The following is a 25,932-nucleotide window of genomic DNA, read 5'->3' on the forward strand; positions in this document are numbered from 1 at the left end:
CGGTCGGGCGGTCGGGACTAGCCGACCGACCCCTCCATCTGCAGCTCGATCAGCCGGTTCAGCTCCAGCGCGTACTCCATGGGCAGCTCGCGCGCGATGGGCTCGACGAAGCCGCGCACGATCATGGCCATGGCCTCGAACTCGGTCAGACCGCGGCTCATCAGGTAGAAGAGCTGGTCGTCGGAGACCTTCGAGACCGTCGCCTCGTGCCCCATGGACACGTCGTCCTCGCGGACGTCCACGTAGGGGTACGTGTCCGAGCGGGAGATGGTGTCGACCAGGAGCGCGTCGCAGAGCACGTTCGACTTGGAGCCGTGGGCGCCCTCGCCGATCTCCACGAGGCCTCGGTAGGAGGTACGGCCACCGCCGCGCGCCACCGACTTGGAGACGATGTTGGAGGAGGTGTACGGCGCCATGTGGACCATCTTGGAGCCGGCGTCCTGGTGCTGGCCCTCGCCCGCGAAGGCGATGGACAGGGTCTCGCCCTTGGCGTGCTCGCCCATCAGGTAGACGGCCGGGTACTTCATGGTGACCTTGGAACCGATGTTGCCGTCGATCCACTCCATGGTCGCGCCCTCGTACGCCACGGCGCGCTTGGTGACCAGGTTGTAGACGTTGTTCGACCAGTTCTGGATCGTCGTGTAGCGGCAGCGGCCGCCCTTCTTCACGATGATCTCGACCACGGCGCTGTGCAGCGAGTCCGAGGAGTAGATCGGGGCGGTGCAGCCCTCGACGTAGTGGACGTAGGCGTCCTCGTCGACGATGATCAGCGTCCGCTCGAACTGGCCCATGTTCTCCGTGTTGATGCGGAAGTAGGCCTGGAGCGGGATGTCGACCTTCACGCCCTTGGGGACGTAGATGAAGGAGCCACCGGACCACACCGCGGTGTTCAGCGACGCGAACTTGTTGTCGCCGACCGGGATGACCGTGCCGAAGTACTCCTGGAAGAGCTCCGGGTGCTCCTTGAGCGCGGTGTCCGTGTCGAGGAAGATCACGCCCTGCTCCTCCAGGTCCTCGCGGATCTGGTGGTAGACGACCTCGGACTCGTACTGGGCCGCGACACCGGCGACGAGGCGCTGCTTCTCCGCCTCGGGGATGCCGAGCTTGTCGTACGTGTTCTTGATGTCCTCGGGCAGGTCCTCCCAGGAAGCGGCCTGCTTCTCGGTGGAACGCACGAAGTACTTGATGTTGTCGAAGTCGATGCCCGAGAGGTCGGAACCCCAGTTGGGCATGGGCTTCTTGCCGAACAGCTTGAGGCCCTTGAGGCGGAGGTTCAGCATCCACTCCGGCTCGGACTTCTTCGCCGAGATGTCTCGGACGACGTCCTCGGACAGGCCCCGCTTGGCAGCGGCGCCCGCCGCGTCGGAGTCGGCCCAGCCGTATTCGTAGGTGCCGAGGCCATCGAGCTCAGGGTGAGCAGTCTCCGTGGTCATGCGGGGTTCCTCCCGGCCGTACTTGCAGATACTGATGTGTCGGTCTGTGTGGCGCTTCGCGGAATGAACGTCGTGCACACCCCGTCGCCGTGGGCGATCGTGGCGAGGCGCTGCACATGCGTCCCGAGCAGGCGGGAGAAGACCTCGGTCTCCGCCTCGCAAAGCTGCGGGAACTGCTCGGCGACGTGTGCGACCGGGCAGTGGTGCTGACAGAGCTGTTCACCGCTGTGCGGACCGGGAGCGCTCTTCGCCGTAGCAGCGTACCCGTCCGCGGTCAACGCCTTGGCAAGGGCCTCGGCGCGGTCCGCGGGTGCGGCCGCCTCGACGGATTCCCGGTAGGGCTCCGCCTGCGCCTCCATCCGCGCCCTGGCGAAGGCGGCCACTGCCGCCTCCCCCTGCTCCCCGCCGCCGGCGGCCTGCGCGATCCAGCGCAGGGCGTCCGCGGCGAGCGTGTCGTAGGACTGGTCGAAGGCGTCGCGGCCGCAGTCGGTGAGCGCGAAGACCTTGGCGGGCCGACCCCGGGTGCGTGCACCGTACACACGCTGCTCACGGGGTTCGACCACGTCGTCGGCGACGAGCGTGTCGAGGTGGCGGCGCACGGCGGCCTGAGTGAGGCCCAGACGCTGCGCGAGGTCGGCGACGGTGGACGGACCGTGGTCCAGGATGGAGCGCGCGACCCGGTTGCGGGTTGACCGCTCCCCGGTCACGAGTTCCCCCTGGGGGGTCTCGATCATCCGTTCGCCGTATTTCACAACGCCATTGTTGCGTAATTAACCGAGCGACGACAAGCCGTGATGGACGCCACTCCTGGTGGCATCCATCACTAAGGGTTACCTAATTTATCTACGGAGAGTTAATCGGACCCCATGATTCCGCGCTCTCGGTGAGCTCCGCCGGTGAACCAGTAAACGGCTCCCACCAGCAACCCCCCGCCCACGATGTTCCCGGGAACGGTAAACATCAAGTTCCGGAAAAGGTCACCGAAACCGACTGAGCCATCCAGGATCGCCAAGCTGAAAAGAGCCATGTTCGCGACACAGTGTTCGAATCCGACGGCCACGAAAACGGCCACCGGCAGCCACAGCACGAAGATTTTCGCCGCGTCCCCGCGGGCCCGGGTGAACATCCAGATCGCCAGGCAGACGAGCATGTTGCACAGCACCGCCCGCCAGAACAGCTGACCGCCGCCGAGCTCCGTCTTCGCGTGGACCATCTCGGTCAGCATCGCCCGCGCGGACGGCGAGGAGGTCACCCCCGAGGCGTGCACCATCGCCCCGAACACGAAGGCGCCGACCAGGTTCCCCGACAGCGACAACCCCCAGGACGCGAACAGGTCCCGCGGCCCGGTCCGCCCGGACAGCGCGCCGACCAGCATGACCATCACGTTGCTGGTGAAGAGCTGCGCACCCGCGAACATGACGATGGTCAGCGCCACCGGGAAGACCGCGCCCTCCAGCAGCTTCACCGCCGCCGACCCCTTGGCCACGAACGGCGAGATCGCCACGAGCAGCAGTACCTCACCGATGCCGATGTACGCGCCCGCCAGCATCGCCGACACGAAGTAGCGCGGCGGATGCCCCAGGTCGTGGGCCTTGTGCGCGGCCTGCCCGGAGGTGGCCTCGACGTTCTGAGCGATGCTGTTCACCACTCAACGCTAGGGCGGCGGCCCGCCCCCGAGCGCCCGAAAAGGTCACCGACCGGCGGGCCCCTGACCCCGCCACCCCCAGGACCAAGGACCCCTCCCCGCGCTCCGTAGACTCGACCCCCATGAGCAACGACCCCGCCGTGGAGATCCGCGGACTGGTGAAGCGGTACGGCCCCAAAACAGCGGTGGACGGCCTGGACCTCACCGTCCCCGGCGCCTCGGTCACCGCGGTCCTCGGTCCCAACGGCGCGGGCAAGACGACGACGGTGGAGACCTGCGAGGGCTACGTCCGGCCCGACGCGGGCACCGTCCGCGTCCTCGGCCTCGACCCCGTCGCCCGGGCCGAGGCCCTGCGTCCCCGGATCGGCGTCATGCTGCAGTCCGGCGGGGTCTACTCCGGCGCCCGTGCCGTCGAGATGCTCCGCCACATGTCCAAGCTGTACGCGCACCCCCTCGACGTGGACGTCCTGGTGGAACGCCTCGGCCTCGGCGGCTGCGGCCGCACCCCCTACCGGCGCCTGTCCGGCGGCCAGCAGCAGCGCCTCGCCCTCGCGATGGCCGTCGTGGGCCGCCCCGAGCTGGTCTTCCTCGACGAGCCCACCGCCGGCCTCGACCCGCAGGCCCGCCGCGCCACCTGGGACCTCGTACGGGAACTGCGGGCCGACGGGGTCACCGTCGTCCTGACCACCCACCACATGGACGAGGCCGAGCAGCTGGCCGACGAGGTCGCCATCGTCGACGCGGGCCGGGTCATCGCCCACGGCAGCCCCGAACAGCTGTGCCGCGGCGGCGCCGAGAACACCCTGCGCTTCACCGGCCGCCCCTCCCTCGACCTCGCCTCGCTGCTCAAGGCCCTGCCCGACGGCACGCAGGCCGCCGAGCTGACGGCCGGTTCCTACCGGGTCACCGGCGAGGTGGACCCCCAGCTGCTGGCCACCGTCGCCTCCTGGTGCGCCCAGCACGGGGTGATGCCGAGCAGCCTCTCGGTGGAGCGGCACACCCTCGAAGACGTCTTCCTCGAACTCACGGGCAAGGAGCTGCGCGCATGAGCGCCGGTACGTTCACCCCCCGACCGGGGGCCGCGCCCGTGTCCCGGATGATCCTGGCGCAGACCGCGCTGGAGACCCGGATGCTGCTGCGCAACGGCGAACAGCTGCTGCTCACCGTGATCATCCCGGCGCTGCTGCTGACCCTCTTCTCCTCCGTCGACATCATCAGCGTGCCCGTTCGAGCGGGCGGCGGCGAGAAGTCGGTAGACTTCCTGGCCCCCGGCATCCTCGCGCTCGCCGTGATGTCCACCGCCTTCACCGGCCAGGCCATCGCCACCGGCTTCGACCGCCGCTACGGAATCCTCAAGCGGCTCGGCGCCTCCCCGCTCCCCCGCTGGGCCCTGATGGCCGCCAAGACCTTGTCGGTGCTGGTCACGGAGGTGCTCCAGATCGCGCTGCTGACCGCGATCGCCCTCGCCCTCGGCTGGTCCCCGCAGGGCAACCCGCTCGCGGTGGCCGCCCTGGTGCTGCTGGGCACGGCCGCCTTCTCCGGCCTCGGACTGCTGATGGCCGGCACGCTCAAGGCCGAGGCGACCCTCGCCGCCGCGAACCTGGTGTTCCTGCTGCTGCTCGTCGGCGGCGGGGTGATCGTCCCGCTGGACAAGTTCCCCGGAGCGGTCCAGTCCGTCCTCGGGCTGCTGCCCATCTCCGCGCTCTCCGACGGGCTGCGCGAGGTGCTCCAGCACGGGGCCGCGCTGCCCTGGACCGATGTCGCGGTCCTGGCCGGCTGGGCCGTCCTCGGCCTGGGCGCGGCGGCCCGCACCTTCCGCTGGGAGTGAATCCCTTCCCCCGGACGTTGGCCTGGCAGGAGGATGAGCGCCTCCACACATCAGCGACGCACGACCAGGATGCCGGGGGCGGGGCATGGCGCAGCGGGAAGCCGTTCTGCGGCTGGACGAACAGTGGGCGAGGATCCGGTCGGGCGCTGCCCTGGCGGACCCGGCCGAGAGCGAGCGGCTGCTCGGCGAACTCATCGGCGCGCTCCGGGAGCCCGCCCGGACGGACGCGGAGTGCGCCGCCCGGCTCGGGCTCCGCCTGGGCGACCTCGCGGCGCGCCGCTTCGCGACCGGGGACCGGGCCGGGGCGCTGGCCGCCATCGAGGAGGGGCTGCACCACGGGCAGCAGGCCGCCGGGCACGCGCCGGAGTACGCCCGTTGGTACGCCCGGGGCCTGATCAACCAGGGGGTCTGGCTGGCCTGGCCGCTGAGCGACGCGGACCGGCTGCCGCGCCACCCGCTGGGCACGGTCTCCGAGAACGGCCCCAACGCGATGGAACGGGCCGCCGGCGAACGCGCCCGCGACCTGACCCGGGCCGCCGTCGAGGTGTGGGCCGGCCTCGACCAGCACGACCCGGTCAACCGGCGCGGGCTCGCCCAGGCCAAGGTCTTCCTCGGCGACCGGCTCGCCGAGCTGGGCTTCGCCGCCGACGCCGTCGCCTGGGCGGTGGACGCCGAGGCGGGCTTCCGCGCGCTGCTGCTCGCCGCACCCGGTACGGAGGAGGCGCAGGAGGCCGAGGAGGCCCTGGACCACATCGGGCGGCAGTTGGAACTGCGCCTGCGCTTCCTCGCCTTCGATTCCCTCGTCCGGCTGCGCGCCGACGGACTGCTGCCCGAACGGCTGCTGCCGCAGGCCGTGGTGGCCGCCCGGATCCAGGGCGTGCCCGGCCCCGAGATCGCCGCCCGGCTGGGGCTGGAGGCCGACCAGGTCTCCACGATGCTGGAGGTCACGCCCTGGCGTGCCGTGTGGCGCGTCGACGTGCGCGGCGCCGACGGCCTGTGGAACGTACAGGGACATCCGTGGCATGACGGAGCAGACGTACGAAACCGGACGGCCGAGGACGTAGCGGGCGAACTCGTCCGCGGTTTCAGGGAGTCGCCGGACTACCCCGGCGACGGCGGGCTTTGGTGCGTGCGCGTCTGGTGGCACGCCGAGGGCGACCCGGCCGGCGCCAGGTTCCGCCTGGTCATCGGCCCGGACGCGGCGGCACCCACCCCCTCGTGAAACTTTGCACAAGGCGCGGCCTACGATAGGGACGTGTTCAATCCCTTCGCCTACCTCGCCGCCCGCTGGACCCCCTCACCCCGGATCGTCCAGCGAGCCGCACTCGCCGCCCTCGTCATGACCGTCGTCATCGTCATCACCGGCGGGGCGGTGCGGCTGACCGGATCCGGTCTCGGCTGCGACACCTGGCCCAAGTGCACCGACGACAGCCTGATCACCACTCAGGCCCAGGGCATCCACGGCGCCATCGAGTTCGGCAACCGGATGCTGACCTACGTGGTCAGCGCCGCCGTCGGCTGGTGCATCCTGGCCGCCCGGTGCGCCAAGCCGTGGCGCCGGTCGCTGACCAAGCTCGGCTGGGCGCAGTTCTGGGTCGTGTGCGGCAACGCCGTGCTCGGCGGCATCACCGTCCACACCAAGCTCAACCCGTGGAGCGTGGCCGGGCACTTCCTGCTCGCCACCGCCCTGATCACCGTGACCACGCTCACCTGGCAGCGTGCCCGCGAGGGCGACGGCGCGCCCAAGCCGCGGGTTCCCGCCCCGGTGCGCAAGCTGTCCTGGGCGCTGGTCGTCACCACGTTCGTCCTGATCGCGGCCGGCACCGTGGTGACCGGCTCCGGTCCCCACGCCGGCGACAGCAGCGAAGTGCCGCGCATGCCGTTCGACTGGGCGACCACCGCCCACGTCCACGCCATCGCCGCCTGGCTGGTCTGCGCGCTCGCCGTCGCCATGTGGCTGGTGCTGCGCGTCGTGGACGCCCCCGCCGACACCCGGGCCCGGGCCCGCGACCTGCTGGTCGTCCTGCTCGCCCAGGGCGCCATCGGTTACGTGCAGTTCTTCACGGAGCTGCCCGAGGTGCTCGTCGCCGCGCACATGTTCGGCTCCTGCCTCGTGTGGATCGCGGTGCAGCGCGTGGCGCTCTCCCTGCGCGAGCGCCCCGCCGTCCACGCCGAGGTCCCCGCCCAGGGCGAGCAGCGGCTCTCCACCGTCTGACGGTTCCCGGCGCGACGGGCGGGGACGGTCAGCCCCGCTCGTCCAACCGGTAGACCCGCCGGGCGTTGCCGGCCGCGAGCATCCCCGCGACCCGGTCCGCGTCCCGCCGGGACCAGGAGCCGTCGGCGGCCCAGCCGCCCAGCACCCGGCCCAACGCCTCGCGGAACACCAGGGCGCCGACCGCGTGGAGTTCGGGCAGCGCTCGACCCCCGCTGGAGAACAGCAACTTCCCGAACGGCGCGAGTTCCAGCAGCTCCGCCAGGACCGCGGCCGCCCGTGCTCCCGTACGCGCCGGGTCCGGGCCGAGGTCGGCGTACACGTGCGGATGGGCCGCCGCGAGCCGGGCCGCCTGCCGGTGGTGCGGGTACGTGCCGAGCAGCACCAGCCTCGTACCGATGCCGGCCGTGGCCCGTACGAACCCGGTCAGCGGCTCCGGACCGGCCCCGCCGGTGTGCAGTTGGACGGGCAGCCCCGACGCCACCGCGCTCCACAGCAGGTGCCGCAGCAGGACGGGGTCACGGAGCGCGCCTCCCCTGCCCCGGGCGGCGAGCCACCGCCCGGCCGCCCCGCGCACCTCGCCGGGCCCCGGCGGATCGCCCTCCCCGGCGGCGGCGACCGCCGCGGCCCCGCAGCCGAACGCGACGGCGCCCGCGGCGGCGTGGTGGACGGCCCCCGAGAGGTTGGCCAGGAAGGCGGCCACGGTGCCCGAGGTGTCGGCGACCTGCTCGGCCAGTAACTCCAGCCGGACCACCTCGTAGGTCTGCGCGTCCCCCGCCACTGCCAACTCCTTGGGGTCCGTGAGGTCACCGGGCGCGCCGGTGTCCACGAGGTACGCCCCCACTCCCGCGCCGCGCAGCAGCCTGCGCCCCGCCTCGACGACGCCCAGTTCCCGGCGCCGAGCCAGGTACCGGGCGGGGGCGCAGTGCGGTTCGAGCCCCAGCAGCGGCGGACACCAGCGGCGGACCGCGAAGCCCGTCTGGGTGTCGAAGAGGGTGGTGCCCGCGGCGGGCGGACCGGCCGACGGGACCAGTGCGGCCTCGAAGGTGCCGAGGCCCAACTCCGTGCGGAGCACCCCGTGGCAGTACTGGTCCACCAAGGGCGGCGTTTCGATCATCCGGGCATCCCGTTGCGGACGTGAGGAAGCGGCTTCCACACGTCCTAACGGGTGAGCGGGGCATGAGGTGTTGCCCGGGACGCATTGGTGTTGCCCGGGACGCGTTTTCGCGGCTCGCGGCCGCGCCGGTCAGGCCTTCGGGTTGGCGGGACCGCCGAGCTGGAGGCCGGCCATGCGGGACCACTCGTACGGGCCCGTCCGCACGCGGGCGGCCAGCTCCCCGTCGAACTCGTCCAGGAAGGTCAGGCCGGACTTCTCCGCCGCCAGCCGGGCCACCTCGTACGTCGGGGCGACGAGGTCGCCCCAGCCGCCGTCGGTGCCCACGAGGACGATCCGGGTGCCGGCCTGGCCGATGTGCGCGAGCTGGCCCTCGGCGCCGCCGTGCTCCTTGGCGAACGCGCCGATCTGTCGGGCCAGCTTCGCCGCCGTACGGTCCTGCTTCTTGTCTGCGGTGTCTGCGGTCTCTGCCATGCACGGCATGCTACCGGCGGGTAATGAACGGAGGAAGCGTCAGCGGAGGAAGGGATCCACGGCCACCGCGACGAACAGGAGCGAGACGTAGGTGATCGACCAGTGGAACAGTCGCATCTCCTTGAGCTTCGCACCCGTCAGACCGGACTTGGCCCGGGCGTGCAGCGCGTGCGCCTCCCACAGCCACCAGCCGCCGGCCAGCAGCGCGACCGTCGTGTAGAACCAGCCCGTGTAGCCCAGCGGGGTCAGCAGGAGGGACACACCCACCATGACCCAGCTGTAGAGGACGATCTGGCGGGCGACGACCCGGTTGCCGGCCACGACCGGCAGCATCGGCACGCCGACCCGCGCGTAGTCGTCCTTCACCTTCATGGACAGCGGCCAGTAGTGCGGCGGCGTCCAGAAGAAGATGACCAGGAAGAGGATGATCGCGGCCCAGGAGACCTCGTTCTTCACCGCCGACCAGCCGATGAGCACCGGCATGCAGCCGGCGATCCCGCCCCAGACGATGTTCTGCGAGGTCCGCCTCTTCAGCAGCATCGTGTAGACCACGACGTAGAAGAGGAGGGCGCCGAGCGCGAGGGCGGCCGACAACCAGTTGATCAGGAGCCCGAAGAACAGGGTGGAGATCACCCCGAGGGAGATGCCGAAGACCAGGCACTCCCGCGGGCTCACCATGCCGGTCACCAGCGGCCGCTGCGACGTGCGGTCCATCAGCGCGTCGATGTCACGGTCGATGTACATGTTCAGCGCGTTCGCGCCTCCCGCGGACAGGTAACCGCCGAAGCAGGTCGCGAGGACCAGCCACAGCGACGGCACACCCTGTTCCGCGAGGAACATGACGGGAACCGTCGTGATGAGCAGCAGCTCGATGATCCGCGGCTTCGTCAGCGCCACGAATGCCATGACCCGGGCCCCGAACGGCCGGTGACCGGAGCTCGTCCCGAGCACCCCCGCTGGACGGGATTCGACGGCCGTCACGCACACCCCTGAGAGAGAATCCAGCAAGCTCCGACTCGGCCCCTTCATGAGATGAAGGTCCGGTAAAGGCTTGCGCGTACCACGCCACTCTAGACGTTGCTGTTGCGTCGCCCCGCGCGGGGGTCGCCTCGTGTTGGGCCGATCGGACCGGGGCGGGCCGGATCGCAGGTGAACGGCGGGCGCCGCCCGGGCGACGCACTACCGGCACTCGAATAGCCGCACGCCCTGGCGGGGGTAGGCTCGGAATCGCGCCGGTGGCACCGTTCGTCACCGGGAAAACAACATGTGGAGAGGAGCCCTGACCAACGGTGAGCACCAAGCCGACCACCACAGAGCTCGCGTGGACCGAACTGGACCAGCGGGCCGTCGACACCGCCCGCATCCTGGCCGCCGACGCGGTCCAGAAGGTCGGGAACGGCCACCCCGGTACCGCGATGAGCCTGGCTCCCGCCGCGTACACCCTGTTCCAGAAGGTCATGCGCCACGATCCTGCGGACCCCCAGTGGGTCGGCCGTGACCGCTTCGTGCTCTCCGCGGGGCACTCGTCCCTGACCCTCTACACCCAGCTCTACCTCGGTGGCTTCGGCCTGGAGCTGGACGACCTCAAGGCGTTCCGCACCTGGGGTTCCAAGACGCCCGGTCACCCGGAGTACGGCCACACGGCCGCCGTCGAGACCACCACCGGCCCCCTGGGCCAGGGCATCGCGAACGCGGTGGGCATGGCGATGGCCTCCCGCTACGAGCGCGGCCTGTTCGACCCTGAGGCCGACGCGGGCACCTCTCCGTTCGACCACATGGTCTACGCGATCGCGGGCGACGGCTGCCTCCAGGAGGGCATCTCGCACGAGGCGTCCGCCCTGGCCGGACACCAGAAGCTCGGCAACCTGGTCCTGCTGTGGGACGACAACCACATCTCCATCGAGGGTGACACCGAGACGGCCGTCTCCGAGGACACCCTCAAGCGGTACGAGGCGTACGGCTGGCACGTCCAGCGCGTCGCCGCGCAGGAGAACGGCGACCTCGACCCGAAGGCCCTGTACGCCGCCTTCGAGGCCGCCAAGGCCGAGACGGGCCGTCCCTCCTTCATCGCCGCCCGCTCGATCATCGCCTGGCCGGCCCCGCACGCCCAGGGCACCGAGGCCTCCCACGGCTCGGCGCTCGGCGACGACGAGGTCGCCGCGACCAAGCGCGTGCTCGGCTTCGACCCGGAGCAGACCTTCGAGGTCTCCGACGAGGTCATCGCCCACACCCGCGCCCTCGGCGACCGCGGCCGCGAGGCCCGCGCCGCCTGGGAGAAGGACTTCTCCGCCTGGCGCACCGCCAACCCGGAGCGTGCCGCGTCCTTCGACCGCATCGAGGCCAACGAGCTGCCCGCGGGCTGGGAGGACGAGCTCCCCGTCTTCGAGCCCGGCAAGGGCGTCGCCACCCGCGCCGCCTCCGGCAAGGTCCTCCAGGCGCTCGGCGCGGTCATCCCGGAGCTGTGGGGCGGCTCGGCCGACCTGGCCGGCTCCAACAACACCACCATCGACAAGAACTCCTCGTTCCTGCCGGAGGGCAACCCGCTGCCGGAGGCCGACCCGTACGGCCGCACCATCCACTTCGGCATCCGCGAGCACGCCATGGCCGCGGCCATGAACGGCATCGCCCTCCACGGCCACACCCGCATCTACGGCGGCACCTTCCTGGTGTTCTCCGACTACATGCGCAACGCCGTCCGCCTGTCCGCGCTGATGCACCTGCCGGTGACGTACGTGTGGACGCACGACTCCATCGGCCTGGGCGAGGACGGTCCGACCCACCAGCCGGTCGAGCACGTCGCCGCGCTGCGCGCCATCCCGGGCCTGAACGTGGTCCGCCCGGCCGACGCGAACGAGACCGCCATCGCCTGGCGCGAGATCCTCAAGCGTCACACCAAGGTGTTCGGCAAGGGCGCCCCGCACGGCCTCGCGCTCACCCGCCAGGGTGTACCCACGTACCCGGCGAACGAGGACGCGGCCAAGGGCGGCTACGTCCTGTTCGAGGCCGAGGGCGGCCCCGCGCGGGTCGTGCTGATCGGCACCGGCTCCGAGGTCCAGCTCGCCGTCGCCGCGCGCGAGGCGCTGCAGGCCGAGGGCGTCCCGACCCGCGTGGTCTCGATGCCGTCCGTCGAGTGGTTCGAGGAGCAGGACCAGGACTACAAGGACGCCGTCCTGCCCCCGTCCGTCAAGGCGCGAGTCGCAGTCGAGGCGGGCATCGGCCTGACCTGGCACCGTTACGTCGGCGACGCGGGCCGGATCGTGTCGCTGGAGCACTTCGGCGCGTCGGCTGACGGCGCCGTGCTGTACCGCGAGTTCGGTCTCACCGCCGAGGCCGTGACCGCAGCCGCCAAGGACTCCCTCAACGCCGCTGACGCGCGCTGAAACCGGTACAAGAACCAGTAGGAGATGCAATTCCCATGACAGACGCACTCAAGCGCCTCTCCGACGAGGGCGTGGCGATCTGGCTGGACGACCTGTCCCGCAAGCGCATCACGTCCGGCAACCTCGCCGAGCTGATCGACCAGCAGCACGTGGTCGGTGTCACCACCAACCCGTCGATCTTCCAGAAGGCCATCAGCAGCGGTGACGGCTACGAGCAGCAGCTCGCGGACCTCGCCGCCCGCAAGGTCACCGTCGACGAGGCCATCCGCATGATCACGACGGCGGACGTCCGCGACGCCGCCGACATCCTGCGGCCGGTCTACGACCGGACCGAGGGCCAGGACGGCCGCGTGTCGATCGAGGTCGACCCGCGCCTGGCGCACAACACCACGGCGACCATCGCCGAGGCCAAGCAGCTCGCCTGGCTGGTGGACCGCCCGAACACCCTGATCAAGATCCCGGCGACCGAGGCCGGCCTGCCGGCGATCACCGAGGTCATCGGCAAGGGCATCAGCGTCAACGTCACGCTGATCTTCTCGCTGGAGCGCTACCGCGCCGTGATGGACGCCTACCTGGCGGGCCTGGAGAAGGCCAAGGCCGCGGGCCTGGACCTCTCCAAGATCCACTCGGTCGCCTCGTTCTTCGTGTCCCGCGTGGACAGCGAGATCGACAAGCGTCTGGACGGCATCGGCACCGACGAGGCCAAGGCCCTGAAGGGCAAGGCGGCCCTCGCCAACGCCCGTCTGGCCTACGAGGCCTTCGAGGAGGTGTTCGGCGGCGAGCGCTGGGCGGCCCTGGACAAGGCGCAGGCCAACAAGCAGCGTCCGCTGTGGGCCTCGACCGGCGTCAAGGACCCGGCGTACAAGGACACCCTGTACGTGGTGGACCTCGTCGCGCCCGGCACCGTGAACACCATGCCCGAGGGCACCCTGGAGGCCACCGCCGACCACGGCGAGGTCTCCGGCGACACCATCCGCGGCACCTACGAGCAGTCCCGCGCCGAGCTCGACGCGGTCGCGAAGCTCGGCATCTCGTACGACGATGTGGTGCAGCTGCTCGAGGACGAGGGCGTCGAGAAGTTCGAGGCGTCGTGGAACGACCTGCTGAAGTCGACCGAGGCGGAGCTCAAGCGCCTCGCCCCCACGGAGGACTGAGTCTTTTGTCGGTAAACGGAGCGAACCCGCTTCGTGACGCACAGGACCGGCGGCTCCCGCGCATCGCGGGGCCGTCCGGCCTGGTCATTTTCGGCGTTACGGGTGACCTGTCGCGCAAGAAGCTGATGCCGGCCGTCTACGACCTCGCGAACCGCGGCCTGCTGCCGCCGGGCTTCTCGCTGATCGGGTTCGCCCGCCGCGAGTGGCAGGACGAGGACTTCGCCCAGGAGGTGCACGACGCGGTCAAGGAGCACTCGCGCACCCCCTTCCGCGAGGAGGTCTGGCAGCAGCTGGTGCAGGGCTGCCGGTTCGTCCAGGGCGACTTCGACGACGACGCGGCCTTCGAGACCCTCAAGGCGACCATCGAGGAACTGGACAAGGCCCAGGGGACGGGCGGCAACTTCGCCTTCTACCTCTCGGTGCCCCCGAAGTTCTTCCCCAAGGTCGTCCAACAGCTCAAGGACCACGGTCTGGCGCAGAAGGAGGGATCCTGGCGGCGTGCCGTCATCGAGAAGCCCTTCGGCCACGACCTGAAGAGCGCGGAAGAGCTCAACAAGGTCGTCCACGAGGTCTTCCCCCGTGACGAGGTCTTCCGGATCGACCACTACCTCGGCAAGGAGACCGTCCAGAACATCCTGGCGCTCCGCTTCGCCAACACGATGTTCGAGCCGATCTGGAACCGGTCGTACGTCGACCACGTGCAGATCACGATGGCCGAGGACATCGGCATCGGCGGCCGGGCCGGTTACTACGACGGCATCGGCGCGGCCCGTGACGTCATCCAGAACCACCTGCTGCAGCTGCTGGCGCTCACCGCGATGGAGGAGCCCGGCTCCTTCCACCCGAAGGCGCTGGTGGCGGAGAAGCTCAAGGTGCTGACCGCCGTGGAGCTGCCCGAGGACCTGGGCAAGCACACCGTGCGCGGCCAGTACTCGGGAGCCTGGCAGGGCGGCGAGAAGGTCGTCGGGTACCTCGAAGAGGACGGCATCGACCCCAAGTCGAAGACCGACACCTACGCGGCCATCCGCTTGGAGATCAACAACCGCCGCTGGGCGGGCGTCCCGTTCTACCTGCGGACGGGCAAGCGCCTGGGCCGCCGGGTGACCGAGATCGCGGTCGTCTTCAAGCGGGCCCCCTACCTGCCGTTCGAGTCGGGCGCGACCGAGGAGCTGGGGCAGAACGCCCTGGTCATCCGGGTCCAGCCGGACGAGGGCGTGACCGTCCGCTTCGGCTCCAAGGTGCCCGGCACCTCGATGGAGGTCCGGGACGTCACGATGGACTTCGCCTACGGCGAGTCCTTCACCGAGTCCAGCCCCGAGGCGTACGAGCGGCTGATCCTCGATGTCCTGCTGGGTGACGCGAACCTCTTCCCGCGCCACCAGGAGGTCGAGCTTTCCTGGAACATCCTCGACCCGATCGAGGAGTACTGGGACAAGCACGGCAAGCCCGCCCAGTACCCGGCGGGTACCTGGGGGCCGGTCGAGGCGGACGAGATGCTCGCACGAGACGGACGGAGCTGGCGCCGGCCATGAAGATCGACCTCACGGAGACCACCTCCAGCAGGATCAACGCCGCGTTGGTGCAGGCGCGCCGGGACATCGGCACGCCGGCCATCGGCATGGTCCTCACGCTGGTGATCGTGACCGACGAGGAGAACGCGTACGACGCTCTCAAGTCGGCGAACGACGCTTCCCACGAACACCCCTCGCGGATCATCGTCGTCGTCAAGCGGATCAGCCGCTCGCCGCGCAGCCGCCGCGAAGCCCGTCTCGACGCGGAGATCCGCGTCGGTGCGGACTCCGGCACCGGCGAAACGGTTGTGCTCCGCCTGCACGGTGAACTGGTCGACCACGCCCAGTCGGTGGTTCTCCCGCTCCTGCTGCCCGACGCCCCCGTGGTCGTCTGGTGGCCGGAGGGTGCTCCGGCGGACCTGGCGGGCGATCCGCTGGGCGCGCTGGGGCAGCGCCGGATCACGGACACGTACTCGTGCGAGGACCCCATCGGGGCCCTCGGCGGTCGGGCGGCGGCCTACGCCCCCGGCGACACGGACCTGTCCTGGACCCGGATCACGCCGTGGCGCTCGATGCTGGCCGCCGCGCTGGACCAGCACCCCGACGTGGCGGTCGTCTCGGCGACCGTCGAGGGCGAGGACGACAACCCGAGCTGCGAGCTGCTGGCCATGTGGATGGCGGACCGCCTCGGCGTACCCGTCAACCGCACCCTGTCGGGCGGCCCGGGACTGACCGCCGTACGCATGGAGACCAAGGACGGCGTGATCGTCCTGGACCGCGCGGACGGCGCCCTGGCCACGCTGTGCATGCCGGGGCAGCCCGACCGCGCGGTGGCGCTCAAGCGCCGCGACACGGCCGAGCTGCTGGCGGAGGAACTGCGCCGGCTCGACCCGGACAACACCTACGAGGCCTCGCTGAAGTTCGGCGTGGCCCGGCTGGAGGCCTCCGCCGCGGCGGCGACCACCGCCAAGGCCCCGGAGAAGCCGGCCGGTACGAAGGCGTCCGGCCGGGCGGAAGCCCCGGCCGACGCCCCGGCCCCGAAGCCGGCCGCCAAGCCGGCCAAGAAGGCCGGAGCCAAGTAGTCGCTGTACGGGGCCCTTCCCCTCCGGGGGGGGGAGGGCCCCGCCCAGTACCACCCCGCACCACGCGCACCACCCGCACCCCGGAACTACCAGTAAGGCGGCAGCACATGGGTATGACGACTCCCCAGGTCGTCGTCCACCGGGACAAGGAGCTGATGGCCCAGGCCGCGGCGGCCCGGCTCATCACGAAGATCGTGGACGCGCAGGCGGCCCGGGGCAGCGCCTCCGTGGTCCTGACCGGCGGCCGCAACGGCAACGGCCTGCTCGCGGCCCTCGCGGCGGCCCCCGCCCGGGACGCGATCGACTGGGCCCGCGTCGACCTGTGGTGGGGCGACGAGCGCTACCTCCCCGCGGACGACCCCGAGCGCAACCACACCCAGGCCCGCGAGGCCCTCCTGGACTCCGTCCCGGTGGACCCGGCCCGCGTGTACGCGATGCCCGCCTCCGACGGCCCGTACGGCGCCGACGTGGACGCGGCGGCGGCAGCGTACGCCGCCCTGCTGGCGAAGGCCGCGGGCCCCGAGGACCACGGCCCGGTCCCCCGCTTCGACGTGCTGATGCTCGGTGTCGGCCCCGACACCCACGTGGCGTCCCTGTTCCCCGAGCACCCCGCGACCCGCGAGACGGAGCGTACGGTCGTCGGCGTCCACGGCGCCCCGAAGCCGCCGCCCACCCGGATCTCCCTCACCTTCCCGGCGATCCGGGCGGCCCGTGAGGTCTGGCTGCTGGCGGCCGGCGAGGACAAGGCCGGCGCGGTCACCATCGCCCTCGGCGGGGCCGGCGGCGTCCAGGCCCCGGCGGCCGCGGCCGTCGGCCGCAGCCGGACCCTGTGGCTGCTGGACCGCGCGGCCGCGGCGGGACTGCCGGCCGGCATGTACCCGCCGGCCTCCGCCTGACCGCTCACCCGTCCGTACGAAGGGCCCGTCCCCGCGACCGAACGGTCGTGGGGACGGGCCCTTCGTACGCGGGTCAGGAGCGGCCGCGCAGCTCGCGGTAGGTCGTCACCAGGGTCCGGGTCGACGGATCCATGGACTCGGTGCCCGTGCCCTGCGTCAGCGCGGGCTCCACGCGCTTGGCGAGCACCTTGCCGAGTTCGACGCCCCACTGGTCGAAGGAGTCGATGTTCCAGACCGCGCCCTGGACGAACACCTTGTGCTCGTAGAGCGCGATCAGCTGGCCCAGGACCGACGGGGTCAGCTCGGTGGCGAGGATCGTCGTCGTCGGGTGGTTGCCCCGGAACGTCTTGTGCGGGACGAGCTCCTCGGCGACGCCCTCCGCCCGGACCTCCTCGGCCGTCTTCCCGAAGGCCAAGGCCTGGGTCTGCGCGAAGAAGTTCGCCATCAGCAGGTCGTGCTGGGCCGCCAGGGTCGGCTGCAGCTCGGCCACAGGCCGGGCGAACCCGATGAAGTCGGCGGGGATCAGCTTCGTCCCCTGGTGGATCAACTGGTAGTACGCGTGCTGCCCGTTGGTGCCGGGCGTGCCCCACACCACCGGACCGGTCTGCCAGTCCACCCGGTTGCCGTCCCGGTCGACGGACTTGCCGTTCGACTCCATGTCCAGCTGCTGCAAGTACGCGGTGAAGCGCGACAGGTAGTGGCTGTACGGGAGGACCGCGTGCGACTGCGCGTCGTGGAAACCGCCGTACCAGATGCCCAACAGGCCCATCAGGAAAGGGGCGTTCTGCTCCGGCGGGGCCGTCCGGAAGTGCTCGTCCATGGCGTGGAAGCCGCCGAGCATCTCCTCGAAGGCGTCCGGGCCGACGGCGATCATCAGCGAGAGGCCGATGGCGGAGTCGAAGGAGTAGCGTCCGCCGACCCAGTCCCAGAACCCGAACATGTTGGCCGTGTCGATGCCGAACTCGGAGACCTTCTCCTCGTTGGTCGACAGCGCCACGAAGTGCCGGGCCACGGCGTCCTCGCCGGACCCCAGCCCGGTCAGCAGCCAGTGCCGCGCCGAGGTGGCGTTGGTGATGGTCTCGATGGTCGTGAAGGTCTTCGAGGCGATGATGAACAGCGTCTCGGCCGGGTCCAGGTCCCGTACGGCCTCGTGCAGGTCGGCGCCGTCCACGTTGGACACGAAGCGCACGGTCAGCGAGCGGTCGGTGAAGGCGCGCAGCGCCTCGTACGCCATCGCCGGACCGAGGTCGGAACCGCCGATGCCGATGTTGACGACGTTCTTGATCGGCTTGCCGGTGTGACCCTTCCACTCCCCCGACCGGACGCGGTCGGAGAAGGCGCGCATCTTGCCGAGGACTTCGTGCACGCCGGGTACGACGTTCTCGCCGTCGACCTCGACCACGGCGTCCGCCGGCGCGCGCAGGGCGGTGTGCAGGACCGCCCGGTCCTCGGTCGTGTTGATCTTCTCGCCGCGGAACATGGCGTCCCGCAGTTCGCTCACACCGGTCGCGGACGCCAGTTCGCGCAGCAGCGCGAGCGTCTCGTCCGTCACGAGGTGCTTCGAATAGTCGATGTACAGGTCCCCGACCCGCAGGGTGTAGTTGGTGCCCCGGTCCGGGTCCGTCTCGAACAGCTCCCGCAGATGCGTCCGCCCCAGCTCGTCGCGGTGCTTGCCGAGCGCGTTCCACTCGGGAGTCCGGTTGAGCCTCGTACGGCTGTCTGCGTTCATCTCGGACATCAACCCACTTCTTCCTGTCCTGTTGTGCCCCGCCGCCTCCAAACCTAAGGGATCCGAAGGGGGACAACGCACACAAAGGGGCCCGGCCCGCAGGATTCGTACTCCCACGGACCGGGCCCCCGGTCACTCTTGAGTGCTGCTCAGGTTTCCGCCGAGTCTCAGATCTCGCCGCGGAGCTTCGCGAGCGCCTCGGCGAGGATGGCCTCGCCGTCGGCGTCGGTGCGCCGTTCCCTCACGTACGCGAGGTGCGTCTTGTAGGGCTCGGTGCGCGGCGGGGCGGGCGGGTTGTCCCGGTCCTGTCCGGCCGGGAATCCGCAGCGCGGGCAGTCCCAGTTGTCGGGCACCTGCGCGTCGCTGGCGAAGCTGGGCTGCGTCTCGTGCCCGTTCGAGCACCAGAAGGAGATGCGCAGACGGGGCGCGGACTCACCGCGCTCGGCCTCGCCCATCGGCCCGGCTCCGACCCGACTTCCACGAATCGCGTTGCCACTTGCCACGGTCGTAACTCCCTGCGTGATGGTGCCGCCAAGCGTGAGGGTATACCCGCTGTGGGCGCCCCGGTCCACCTGGAGCCCAACCCGCCCACAACCGGAACGCCGGACCTCAGGATAGGGCCGCCACGGTGACCCGCACCGCCGCAATGACCAAAACCGGTCAGCTGCTCGTCTTCATGAAGAGGCCGAGCGCGACGATGCACGCGAACCACAGGAGGCCGACCACGACGGTGATGCGGTCCAGGTTGCGCTCCGCCACGGAGGAACCACCGACCGACGACTGCATGCCGCCACCGAACATGTCGGAGAGGCCGCCGCCCTTGCCCTTGTGCATCAGCACGAGCAGCATCAGCAGGGCGCTGAAGACGACCAGGGCGATCGAGAACCCCATAATCACGGCTGATTCCTACTTTCTGGGCATTCTGGCTTTCGGTTTCACCGGACCTGCGACGGGCGCGGGGGCCGGCGGCTGCTGGTGCAGCCGCCGGCCCCCGCAAGGGTACGACGGATCCGCCCTACCGCATACTCACTGGTCGCGGAAGCGAGCGATCTTGACGAACTCGTCCACGTCGAGTGCCGCGCCGCCGATCAGGGCGCCGTCGACGTCGGGCTGGGCCATGATCGCGGCGATGTTGCCGGACTTCACGGAGCCGCCGTACTGGATGCGGACCTTGTCGGCCAGCTCCTGCGAGTACAGCTCCGCGAGGCGGCCGCGGATCGCCCCGCACACCTCCTGCGCGTCCTCGGGGGTGGCGACCTCGCCGGTCCCGATCGCCCAGACGGGCTCGTAGGCGATCACGATGGACTCGGCCTCCTCGGCCGGCAGGTCCTTGAGGCCGCCGTCGACCTGCTTCAGCGTGTACGGGACCTGCTCGCCGGCCTTGCGGACGTCGAGGCCCTCGCCGACGCACAGGATCGGCGTGATCCCGTGCTTGTAGGCGGCCTTGACCTTGGCGTTGCAGATCTCGTCGCTCTCGCCGTGGTACTGGCGGCGCTCGCTGTGGCCGACGGCCACGAAGGAGCACTTCAGCTTCGCCAGCATCGGGCCGGAGATCTCGCCGGTGTAGGCGCCGGAGTCGTACTGCGAGATGTCCTGGGCGCCGTACTTGATCTTCAGCTTGTCGCCGTCGACCAGGGTCTGGACCGAGCGCAGGTCGACGAAGGGCGGCAGGACCGCGATCTCGACGGCGTCGTAGTCCTTGTCGGCCAGGGCGAAGGCGAGCTTCTGGACGTGGGCGATGGCCTCCAGGTGGTTGAGGTTCATCTTCCAGTTGCCCGCCATCAGCGGGGTGCGGCCGTTTTCAACTGCGGTCATGTGGGTTCAGCCCTCCAGGGCAGCGAGGCCGGGGAGCGTCTTGCCCTCGAGGTATTCGAGGCTGGCGCCGCCACCGGTGGAAATGTGACCGAAGGCGTTCTCGTCGAAGCCCAGGATGCGGACCGCCGCGGCGCTGTCGCCACCGCCGACGACGGTGAAGGCGTCGCTGTCGACGAGGGCCTGCGCGATGGCGGTGGTGCCGCCCGCGTAGTCGGGGTGCTCGAAGACGCCGACCGGGCCGTTCCAGAAGACGGTCCTGGCATCGGCGATCTTCGACGCGTAGAGCTCGCGCGTCTTCGGGCCGATGTCCAGGCCCTCCTGGTCGGCGGGGATCGCGTCGGCGGCGACCGTGGTGAAGTCCGCCGGGGCCTTGGTCTTCAGGTCCGGGAAGTCGGCCGAGACCAGGACGTCGACCGGGAGGACCAGCTCGACGCCGGTCTGCTCGGCACGCTTCATGTACTCCGTGACGACCGGGATCTGGTCCTCCTGGAGCAGGGAGATGCCGACCTCGTGGCCCTGGGCCTTGAGGAAGGTGTAGGCCATGCCGCCGCCGATGAGGATGCGGTCGGCCTTGCCGAGCAGTTCGTCGATGACGGCGAGCTTGTCGGAGACCTTGGCGCCGCCGAGGACCACCACGTACGGGCGCTCGACCTCGGCGGTCAGCTTCTTCAGGACGCCGACCTCGGTGGCGATGAGGTAGCCGGCCGCGTGCGGCAGGCGCGCGGGCAGGTCGAAGACCGAGGCGTGCTTGCGGTGGACGGCGCCGAAGCCGTCGCCGACGTAGACGTCGGCGAGTTCGGCGAGCTGGTCCGCGAAGGCGCCGCGCTCGGCGTCGTCCTTGGAGGTCTCACCGGCGTTGAAGCGCAGGTTCTCCAGTACGGCGACCTGGCCGTCGGTGAGGGCGGCGACGGTCTCCTTGGCGGACGCCCCGACGGTGTCGGTGGCGAACGCGACCTCCGCACCGAGCAGCTCGCCCAGGCGGGCGGCGGCGGGGGCGAGGGAGAACTCCGGCTCCACGCCGGTGCCCTTCGGGCGGCCCAGGTGCGAAGCGACGACCACGCGGGCGCCGGCCTCGGCGAGCTTCGCGACGGTCGGCCGGACGGCGCGGATGCGGCCGTCGTCGGTGATCGTGGTGGTGCCCTTGGCGAACGGGACGTTGAGGTCCGCGCGGACGAAGACCCGCTTGCCCTTGACGCCCTCGGCGAGCAGTTCGTCGATCGTCTTCATGTGTTTCTACTCCTTTGATGCCTTCACCCGAAGGGCGAGGAAGGGAGAACGAGGCAAGCAACAGGGCCCGTGCGGCGCTCCATCGCGCCACCCGGACCCTGTACTCACATCGTGGTGCCTTGCCCTGCGTACTTAGAGCTGACCGCCGACGAAGACGGTGAGGTCGACGAGACGGTTGGAGTAGCCCCACTCGTTGTCGTACCAGCCGACGACCTTAACCTGCGTTCCGTCCTGCACCATCGTCAGGGAGGAGTCGAAGGTGCAGGAGGCCGGCCAGTTGACGATGTCCGAGGACACGATGGCGTCCTCGGTGTAGTCGAGGATGCCCTTCAGCTGGCCCTCGGAGGCCTTCTGGAAGGCGGCGTTGATCTCTTCCACGGTGGTCTCGCGGGAGAGCTCCAGTACGAGGTCGGTGACCGAGCCCGTGGGGACCGGGACGCGCATGGCGATGCCGTCCAGCTTGCCCTTGAGCTGCGGGAGGACCAGCGCGGTGGCCTTGGCGGCCCCGGTGGACGTCGGGATGATGTTCTCGGCGGCGGCGCGGGCGCGGCGCAGGTCCGAGTGCGGGAAGTCCAGGATGCGCTGGTCGTTCGTGTACGCGTGGACCGTCGTCATCATGCCCTTGACGATGCCGAAGTTCTCGTCGAGGACCTTGGCCATCGGCGCCACACAGTTGGTGGTGCAGGAGGCGTTGGAGATGACGTGGTGGGAAGCCGCGTCGTACTTGTCGTGGTTGACGCCCATCACGATCGTGATGTCCTCGTCCTTGGCCGGAGCCGAGATGAGGACCTTCTTCGCGCCGGCCGCGATGTGCTTGGCGGCGTCCGCCTTCTTCGTGAAGATGCCGGTCGACTCGATGACGATGTCGGCGCCCAGCTCGCCCCAGGGGAGGTTCGCGGGGTCACGCTCGGCGAACGTCTTGAAGGTCTTGCCGTCGACCGTGATGGTGTCGTCGGTGTGGGAGACCTCGGCCTTGAGGCGGCCCAGGATGGTGTCGTACTTGAGCAGGTGCACCAGGGTCGCGTTGTCAGTCAGGTCGTTGACACCGACGATCTCGATGTCCGCTCCCTGCTCCAGGAGCGCCCGGAAGTAGTTGCGGCCAATTCGGCCAAAACCGTTGATGCCTACGCGGATCGTCACGAACCGATCTCCTCGTTGGTGCGCCGGCCTGTCCGCCGGCGAGCTGTATGGGATGTCCCCGACCGCTTACGACCCTACCTCTCTGTGAGCTTCGGAGTGACATCGATCGAGGCCTGACACGCCCCGGGGGCCGTACCACCGGTGCCGGCACGGGTTCCCCGGGACTTTGTGCCCGTCACTCAGGGTGAGCGACGGAAGGGGCGCTGATCAGCGGTTCAGCGCTCGGAGCGCCTTACCGACGAGTACGGCGCGGTCCGCTGTGGCGGGCACGTGTTCCAGGCCGAAGCCGAGGAGCACCGTGTCACGCGTAGTGACCGACGCGTAGGACTTGAACAGTTCGCCGGTCCTGGACCAATCGCCCGGAACATCGGGACTTCCGGCAGGGGCGCCCGGCGTGGTCCAGGCTCCGAGGGAGGTCTCGAAGCCCTCCGCGTCCCGGTCCGCACCTCCGACGTTGATCCGGGCCTCGTCCACGAACACGCCGCGGCCGCCGGAGCCCGGGTCGGTGATGGAGGAAAGGGAGACCTCGACGGACTTGCCCGCGTAGGCGCTCAGGTCGAAGGTGACCTGCTTCCATCCGCCGGAGGAGCCGGTGAAGCTGTTCCAGGTGCCGCTGGTGCCCTGCGGCGCGCAGCCGCCGGCGTCGAGGGTGAGGTAGCGGCGCAGGAAGGGGTGGCCGTTGAGCAGGAACCCAGCCTCGCACTCGGCCGGGACGGTGGTCGAGGTCAGCCCGCCCGCGTCCGGGAGCGTGGTCCAGTCGTCGCCGCCGGCCGTACGGGCCTCCAGGGCGGCGTGGTCGTAGCCCTCCTCGGTGTTCCAGTTGAGGGCGAGCTTGAGCTGCGGCTTGTCGGCGGCGGTGACCCCGGTCAGGTCGATGGTGCGGGTGAGCCGCTTCCAGTCGTCGTCGGCGTGGGTGGCCGAGGCCATCCCGGTGCCCGCATAGGGGGCGTACGGGTTCGACACCCCGGCGTACTGGCCCGTCTGGGCGCTCCTGAACTGCGGGAACTGCGCGGGCGGGAGGGTGTCGGAGGTCACGATGTAGGCGCCCGGGGCGTTGAGCGGGTTGCCCGCCGCGTCGCCGAGGCCCGCCTTGGAGCCGTTCAGGGCGCCCGCGCCGGTGAATCCGGTGGGCGCGCCGACGCTCGCCCGCCCGTAGGCGCCGAGCCAGTACTGGCTGAAGTCGTTGGTCACGGCCCGGCCGACCTGGGCGTTGCCGCCCGCCAGTTCACCGGCCTCGATGAGCTTGCCGCCCTCGTTGAGGAAGTCCCGGACGGCCAGTTGGGTGTCGCCGCCGGGGGTTTTGGCACCGGTGTAGTGCACGACGGTCCCGAAGTGCGAGAGCACTCCGAGGTGGTGCGGGACCCCCTGGGTGGCCACGTCCCAGACGGCCGCGGACTTCCCGTTGGCGCGCAGCGCGTCGACGTAGGCCGCGGTGTGCTGTGCCTTCGCGCCTTCCTCGGCGATGACCAGGACGTCCGCGCGGGGCCGTTCGGCGACGGTGTACGTGAAGTGCTCGCCGGAGACCTGCTTGCCGGAGCGGTCGCGGCCGGTGAACCAGACCTCGACCTTGTCACCGGGGCGGGCGCCGTCGACCTTCGCCCGGTACTCGTCGAACCAGTTGTTGTCCTCGCCGCCGTAGACGTCGCCGCCCTTCCAGGCCTTGAGCTCCTCGTCGTGCGTGCGACCGCCGTTGATCCGGTAGTTGAGTTCCTTGTCGCGCAGGGCCTTGCGGGCGGTGACGGAGACCGTCTGGTCCTCGCCCCGGGCGGCGTAGGAGGTGGTGAAGGGGTCCACCGTGAAGTCCGCGGCGCTCAGGCCGACGGCGGAGGCGGGCCGGTCCGGGTGTGCGGCGCTCTCGCCGACGGTCAGCGCGAAGGGGATGTTCTTGGCGAACTCGCCCTGGATGAGCTTCTCGTCGTCCGGGAAGTTGAAGCCGGAGGCGCAGTCCTCGGGCTTCCACGGGTCGTTCGGGTCGATCTCGGAGGCCGTCTGGCAGGTGGTCATCTCCGGGGTGAACATCATGATGCCGTTGACGTTCGCGGCGTGGCCGTCGGCCTCGCCGTTGGTGGTGTAGAGCTCGGAGGACAGCTGCGGGAGGTAGCCGGGGACGGCCGGGTTCTCCGGGGTGCCCGCGAGCGTCCGGTAGGCGACGTCGTCCGGGGTGGGGGTGGCCACCTGCCAGCCGACGCCGTAGAGGATCAGTTCGGAGGCGGAGTGGTAGTTGATGGCGTACTCGAAGCCGATGCGCTTCTGGAAGGCGTCGAGGGCGCGCGTCTCGGGCTCGGATCCGCCCTTGGGGCCCCGGTAGGTCTCGCTCGACGCGTTCGGTGAGGAACCCTCGTTGTCGTAGCCCCATTTGTAGGAGAAGTTGCGGTTGAGGTCGACGCCGTCGCCGCCGGTGATCTTCCCGTCGCCGTTGTTGTCGCGCATGTTCTTGCGCCACAGTCGGGCGCTGTCGGCGGTGAAGGTGTGGTCGTAGCCATCGGGGTTGGCGGAGAGCAGGAACCAAAGCTCGGTGGAGTCCACCAGCTTGGTGACCCGCGGGTCCTTGCCGTAGTTGTCGAGCGTGTGGTGCATCAGCCGCCGGGTCATCTCGGGGGTGATCCACTCACGGGCGTGCTGGTTGGACATGTAGAGCACGGACGGCTTGTCGCCGTCCTTGCCCTTCTTGGCGTTCTTGGTGACCTTGAGGGCGAGGATGTCCTTGCCCTGGACGGTCTTGCCGATGGACACGACCTTGGTGAGGGCCTGGTGCTCCTGGGCGGTGCGCAGGATCTCCTCCTGCAGTCCGCCCTTGCCGCTGTACGGGCGGAAGACCCCGTCACCGGCGGCCTTGGCGCGGGCCAGGCCCTGGGCGGACGCCTTGCGTTCGGCGAGCTTGATCCCCTGGGCGGCGAGCTGCTTCGCCTGTCCGCCGGTGAGGAAGAGTTCGACCTTGGCGGTCCCGTTCTCCGGGGCACGTTCGGCGAGTTCGTGGGCGTCCTGGCCGGCCGCGAGGACGAGCGGGACCTGCTCGCGGGTGATGTCGGCGTCGTAGACCCGTACCTCGTCGGCGCCGGATCCGGTGCCGGGTGCGGGCTGGGCCTGGGCCGCCGCGGGTAGGGCGGCCATGGTGGTTCCGAAGACGAGTGCGGTTGCGGCGAGGATCGTTCTCGCGCGGTGCCTCATGTGCCCCCCTGGGCGTCGTCTGCCACGAAAGCGTGCGGACGCCAGGCTCACGAGCGGCCCGTGCTCATGTCAATGGGGCGTACCGCGAAGGGGCCCGCACGGGTGAGCGTGCGGGCCCCTTGTG

At 70.4% G+C, this 25,932-nt stretch carries 22 protein-coding genes; 9 read left to right on the plus strand and 13 right to left on the minus strand.

The features are described 5' to 3' along the window. Positions 1–17: 17 nt before the first annotated feature. The 3 genes from sufB to ACFVS6_RS12310 form a co-directional block, all read right to left on the minus strand. Positions 18–1,433, minus strand: a complete 1,416-nt coding sequence (gene sufB / locus ACFVS6_RS12300; protein ID WP_281206614.1) for a Fe-S cluster assembly protein SufB — start codon at positions 1,431–1,433, stop codon at positions 18–20. After that, positions 1,430–2,167 (minus strand): helix-turn-helix transcriptional regulator, encoded by a 738-nt coding sequence (locus tag ACFVS6_RS12305; protein WP_389703085.1) that lies wholly within the window; start codon positions 2,165–2,167, stop codon positions 1,430–1,432. The genes sufB and ACFVS6_RS12305 overlap by 4 nt, the downstream gene beginning before the upstream one ends. A gap of 119 nt (positions 2,168–2,286) precedes the next feature. Next, a complete protein-coding gene (locus tag ACFVS6_RS12310; RefSeq protein WP_389703087.1) occupies positions 2,287–3,078 on the minus strand; it encodes a formate/nitrite transporter family protein in 792 nt (263 codons plus the stop codon). A gap of 122 nt (positions 3,079–3,200) precedes the next feature. On the opposite strand from ACFVS6_RS12310, the gene ACFVS6_RS12315 reads away from it, so the two are divergent. The 4 genes from ACFVS6_RS12315 (at position 3,201) to ACFVS6_RS12330 (ending at position 7,121) form a co-directional block, all read left to right on the plus strand. Continuing rightward, positions 3,201–4,127: an ABC transporter ATP-binding protein gene (locus ACFVS6_RS12315; protein WP_389703089.1), complete on the plus strand. Its 927-nt coding sequence runs from the start codon at positions 3,201–3,203 to the stop codon at positions 4,125–4,127. Next, positions 4,124–4,906: an ABC transporter permease gene (locus ACFVS6_RS12320; RefSeq protein ID WP_389703091.1), complete on the plus strand. Its 783-nt coding sequence runs from the start codon at positions 4,124–4,126 to the stop codon at positions 4,904–4,906. The genes ACFVS6_RS12315 and ACFVS6_RS12320 overlap by 4 nt, the downstream gene beginning before the upstream one ends. A gap of 85 nt (positions 4,907–4,991) precedes the next feature. Then, positions 4,992–6,128, plus strand: a complete 1,137-nt coding sequence (locus ACFVS6_RS12325; protein WP_389703092.1) for a hypothetical protein — start codon at positions 4,992–4,994, stop codon at positions 6,126–6,128. A 33-nt stretch (positions 6,129–6,161) separates the two neighbouring features. After that, the gene (locus ACFVS6_RS12330; RefSeq protein WP_389703093.1) at positions 6,162–7,121 is read left to right on the plus strand and encodes a heme A synthase; all 960 of its coding nucleotides are present in this window, start codon (positions 6,162–6,164) and stop codon (positions 7,119–7,121) included. A gap of 28 nt (positions 7,122–7,149) precedes the next feature. Here ACFVS6_RS12330 and ACFVS6_RS12335 read toward each other — a convergent pair whose 3' ends face one another. From ACFVS6_RS12335 to ACFVS6_RS12345, 3 genes are all read right to left on the minus strand, one after another. Then, entirely contained in the window at positions 7,150–8,235 is a 1,086-nt protein-coding gene (locus ACFVS6_RS12335) for an amidohydrolase family protein (RefSeq protein WP_389703095.1), read from the minus strand. A 129-nt stretch (positions 8,236–8,364) separates the two neighbouring features. Continuing rightward, positions 8,365–8,706, minus strand: coding sequence for a hypothetical protein (locus tag ACFVS6_RS12340; protein WP_389703096.1), 342 nt, complete (start codon positions 8,704–8,706; stop codon positions 8,365–8,367). 39 nt (positions 8,707–8,745) lie between these two features. After that, on the minus strand, positions 8,746–9,687 hold the full coding sequence (locus ACFVS6_RS12345) for a heme o synthase (protein ID WP_389703098.1): 942 nt from the start codon (positions 9,685–9,687) through the stop codon (positions 8,746–8,748). Positions 9,688–9,995: 308 nt separating this feature from the next. Here ACFVS6_RS12345 and tkt point away from each other — a divergent pair, with 308 nt between their 5' ends. From tkt to pgl, 5 genes are all read left to right on the plus strand, one after another. Next, positions 9,996–12,086: a transketolase gene (gene tkt / locus ACFVS6_RS12350; protein ID WP_389703100.1), complete on the plus strand. Its 2,091-nt coding sequence runs from the start codon at positions 9,996–9,998 to the stop codon at positions 12,084–12,086. 35 nt (positions 12,087–12,121) lie between these two features. Continuing rightward, positions 12,122–13,240 (plus strand): transaldolase, encoded by a 1,119-nt coding sequence (gene tal / locus ACFVS6_RS12355; protein ID WP_389703102.1) that lies wholly within the window; start codon positions 12,122–12,124, stop codon positions 13,238–13,240. Between the two features lie 5 nt (positions 13,241–13,245). Further along, positions 13,246–14,772 carry a glucose-6-phosphate dehydrogenase gene (gene zwf / locus ACFVS6_RS12360; protein ID WP_281209421.1) on the plus strand — a complete coding sequence of 509 codons (1,527 nt, stop codon included), beginning with the start codon at positions 13,246–13,248 and terminating at the stop codon, positions 14,770–14,772. Beyond that, positions 14,769–15,833: a glucose-6-phosphate dehydrogenase assembly protein OpcA gene (gene opcA / locus ACFVS6_RS12365; protein ID WP_389703105.1), complete on the plus strand. Its 1,065-nt coding sequence runs from the start codon at positions 14,769–14,771 to the stop codon at positions 15,831–15,833. Before zwf ends, opcA begins: the two co-directional genes overlap by 4 nt. A 113-nt stretch (positions 15,834–15,946) precedes the next feature. Beyond that, positions 15,947–16,729, plus strand: coding sequence for a 6-phosphogluconolactonase (gene pgl / locus ACFVS6_RS12370; protein ID WP_389703106.1), 783 nt, complete (start codon positions 15,947–15,949; stop codon positions 16,727–16,729). 73 nt (positions 16,730–16,802) lie between these two features. On the opposite strand, the gene pgi is transcribed toward pgl, so the two are convergent. The 7 genes from pgi to ACFVS6_RS12405 all read right to left on the minus strand — a co-directional run bounded on the left by pgi (position 16,803) and on the right by ACFVS6_RS12405 (position 25,808). Continuing rightward, a complete protein-coding gene (pgi, locus tag ACFVS6_RS12375) occupies positions 16,803–18,458 on the minus strand; it encodes a glucose-6-phosphate isomerase (protein ID WP_389703253.1) in 1,656 nt (551 codons plus the stop codon). A gap of 167 nt (positions 18,459–18,625) precedes the next feature. Beyond that, positions 18,626–18,961 carry an RNA polymerase-binding protein RbpA gene (locus tag ACFVS6_RS12380; protein ID WP_078904317.1) on the minus strand — a complete coding sequence of 112 codons (336 nt, stop codon included), beginning with the start codon at positions 18,959–18,961 and terminating at the stop codon, positions 18,626–18,628. Positions 18,962–19,118: 157 nt separating this feature from the next. Further along, positions 19,119–19,349 (minus strand): preprotein translocase subunit SecG, encoded by a 231-nt coding sequence (gene secG / locus ACFVS6_RS12385; RefSeq protein WP_281209427.1) that lies wholly within the window; start codon positions 19,347–19,349, stop codon positions 19,119–19,121. Positions 19,350–19,484: 135 nt separating this feature from the next. Beyond that, a complete protein-coding gene (gene tpiA / locus ACFVS6_RS12390; RefSeq protein WP_389703108.1) occupies positions 19,485–20,273 on the minus strand; it encodes a triose-phosphate isomerase in 789 nt (262 codons plus the stop codon). A 6-nt stretch (positions 20,274–20,279) separates the two neighbouring features. After that, a complete protein-coding gene (locus ACFVS6_RS12395; protein ID WP_389703110.1) occupies positions 20,280–21,500 on the minus strand; it encodes a phosphoglycerate kinase in 1,221 nt (406 codons plus the stop codon). Positions 21,501–21,632: 132 nt separating this feature from the next. Next, positions 21,633–22,640, minus strand: a complete 1,008-nt coding sequence (gap, locus tag ACFVS6_RS12400) for a type I glyceraldehyde-3-phosphate dehydrogenase (RefSeq protein WP_281209416.1) — start codon at positions 22,638–22,640, stop codon at positions 21,633–21,635. A gap of 207 nt (positions 22,641–22,847) precedes the next feature. After that, the gene (locus ACFVS6_RS12405; RefSeq protein ID WP_389703112.1) at positions 22,848–25,808 is read right to left on the minus strand and encodes a M14 family zinc carboxypeptidase; all 2,961 of its coding nucleotides are present in this window, start codon (positions 25,806–25,808) and stop codon (positions 22,848–22,850) included. Positions 25,809–25,932: the final 124 nt, after the last annotated feature.

Origin of the sequence: Streptomyces sp. NPDC057939 (genome assembly GCF_042887545.1) — a bacterium.
GTDB lineage: Bacteria > Actinomycetota > Actinomycetes > Streptomycetales > Streptomycetaceae > Streptomyces.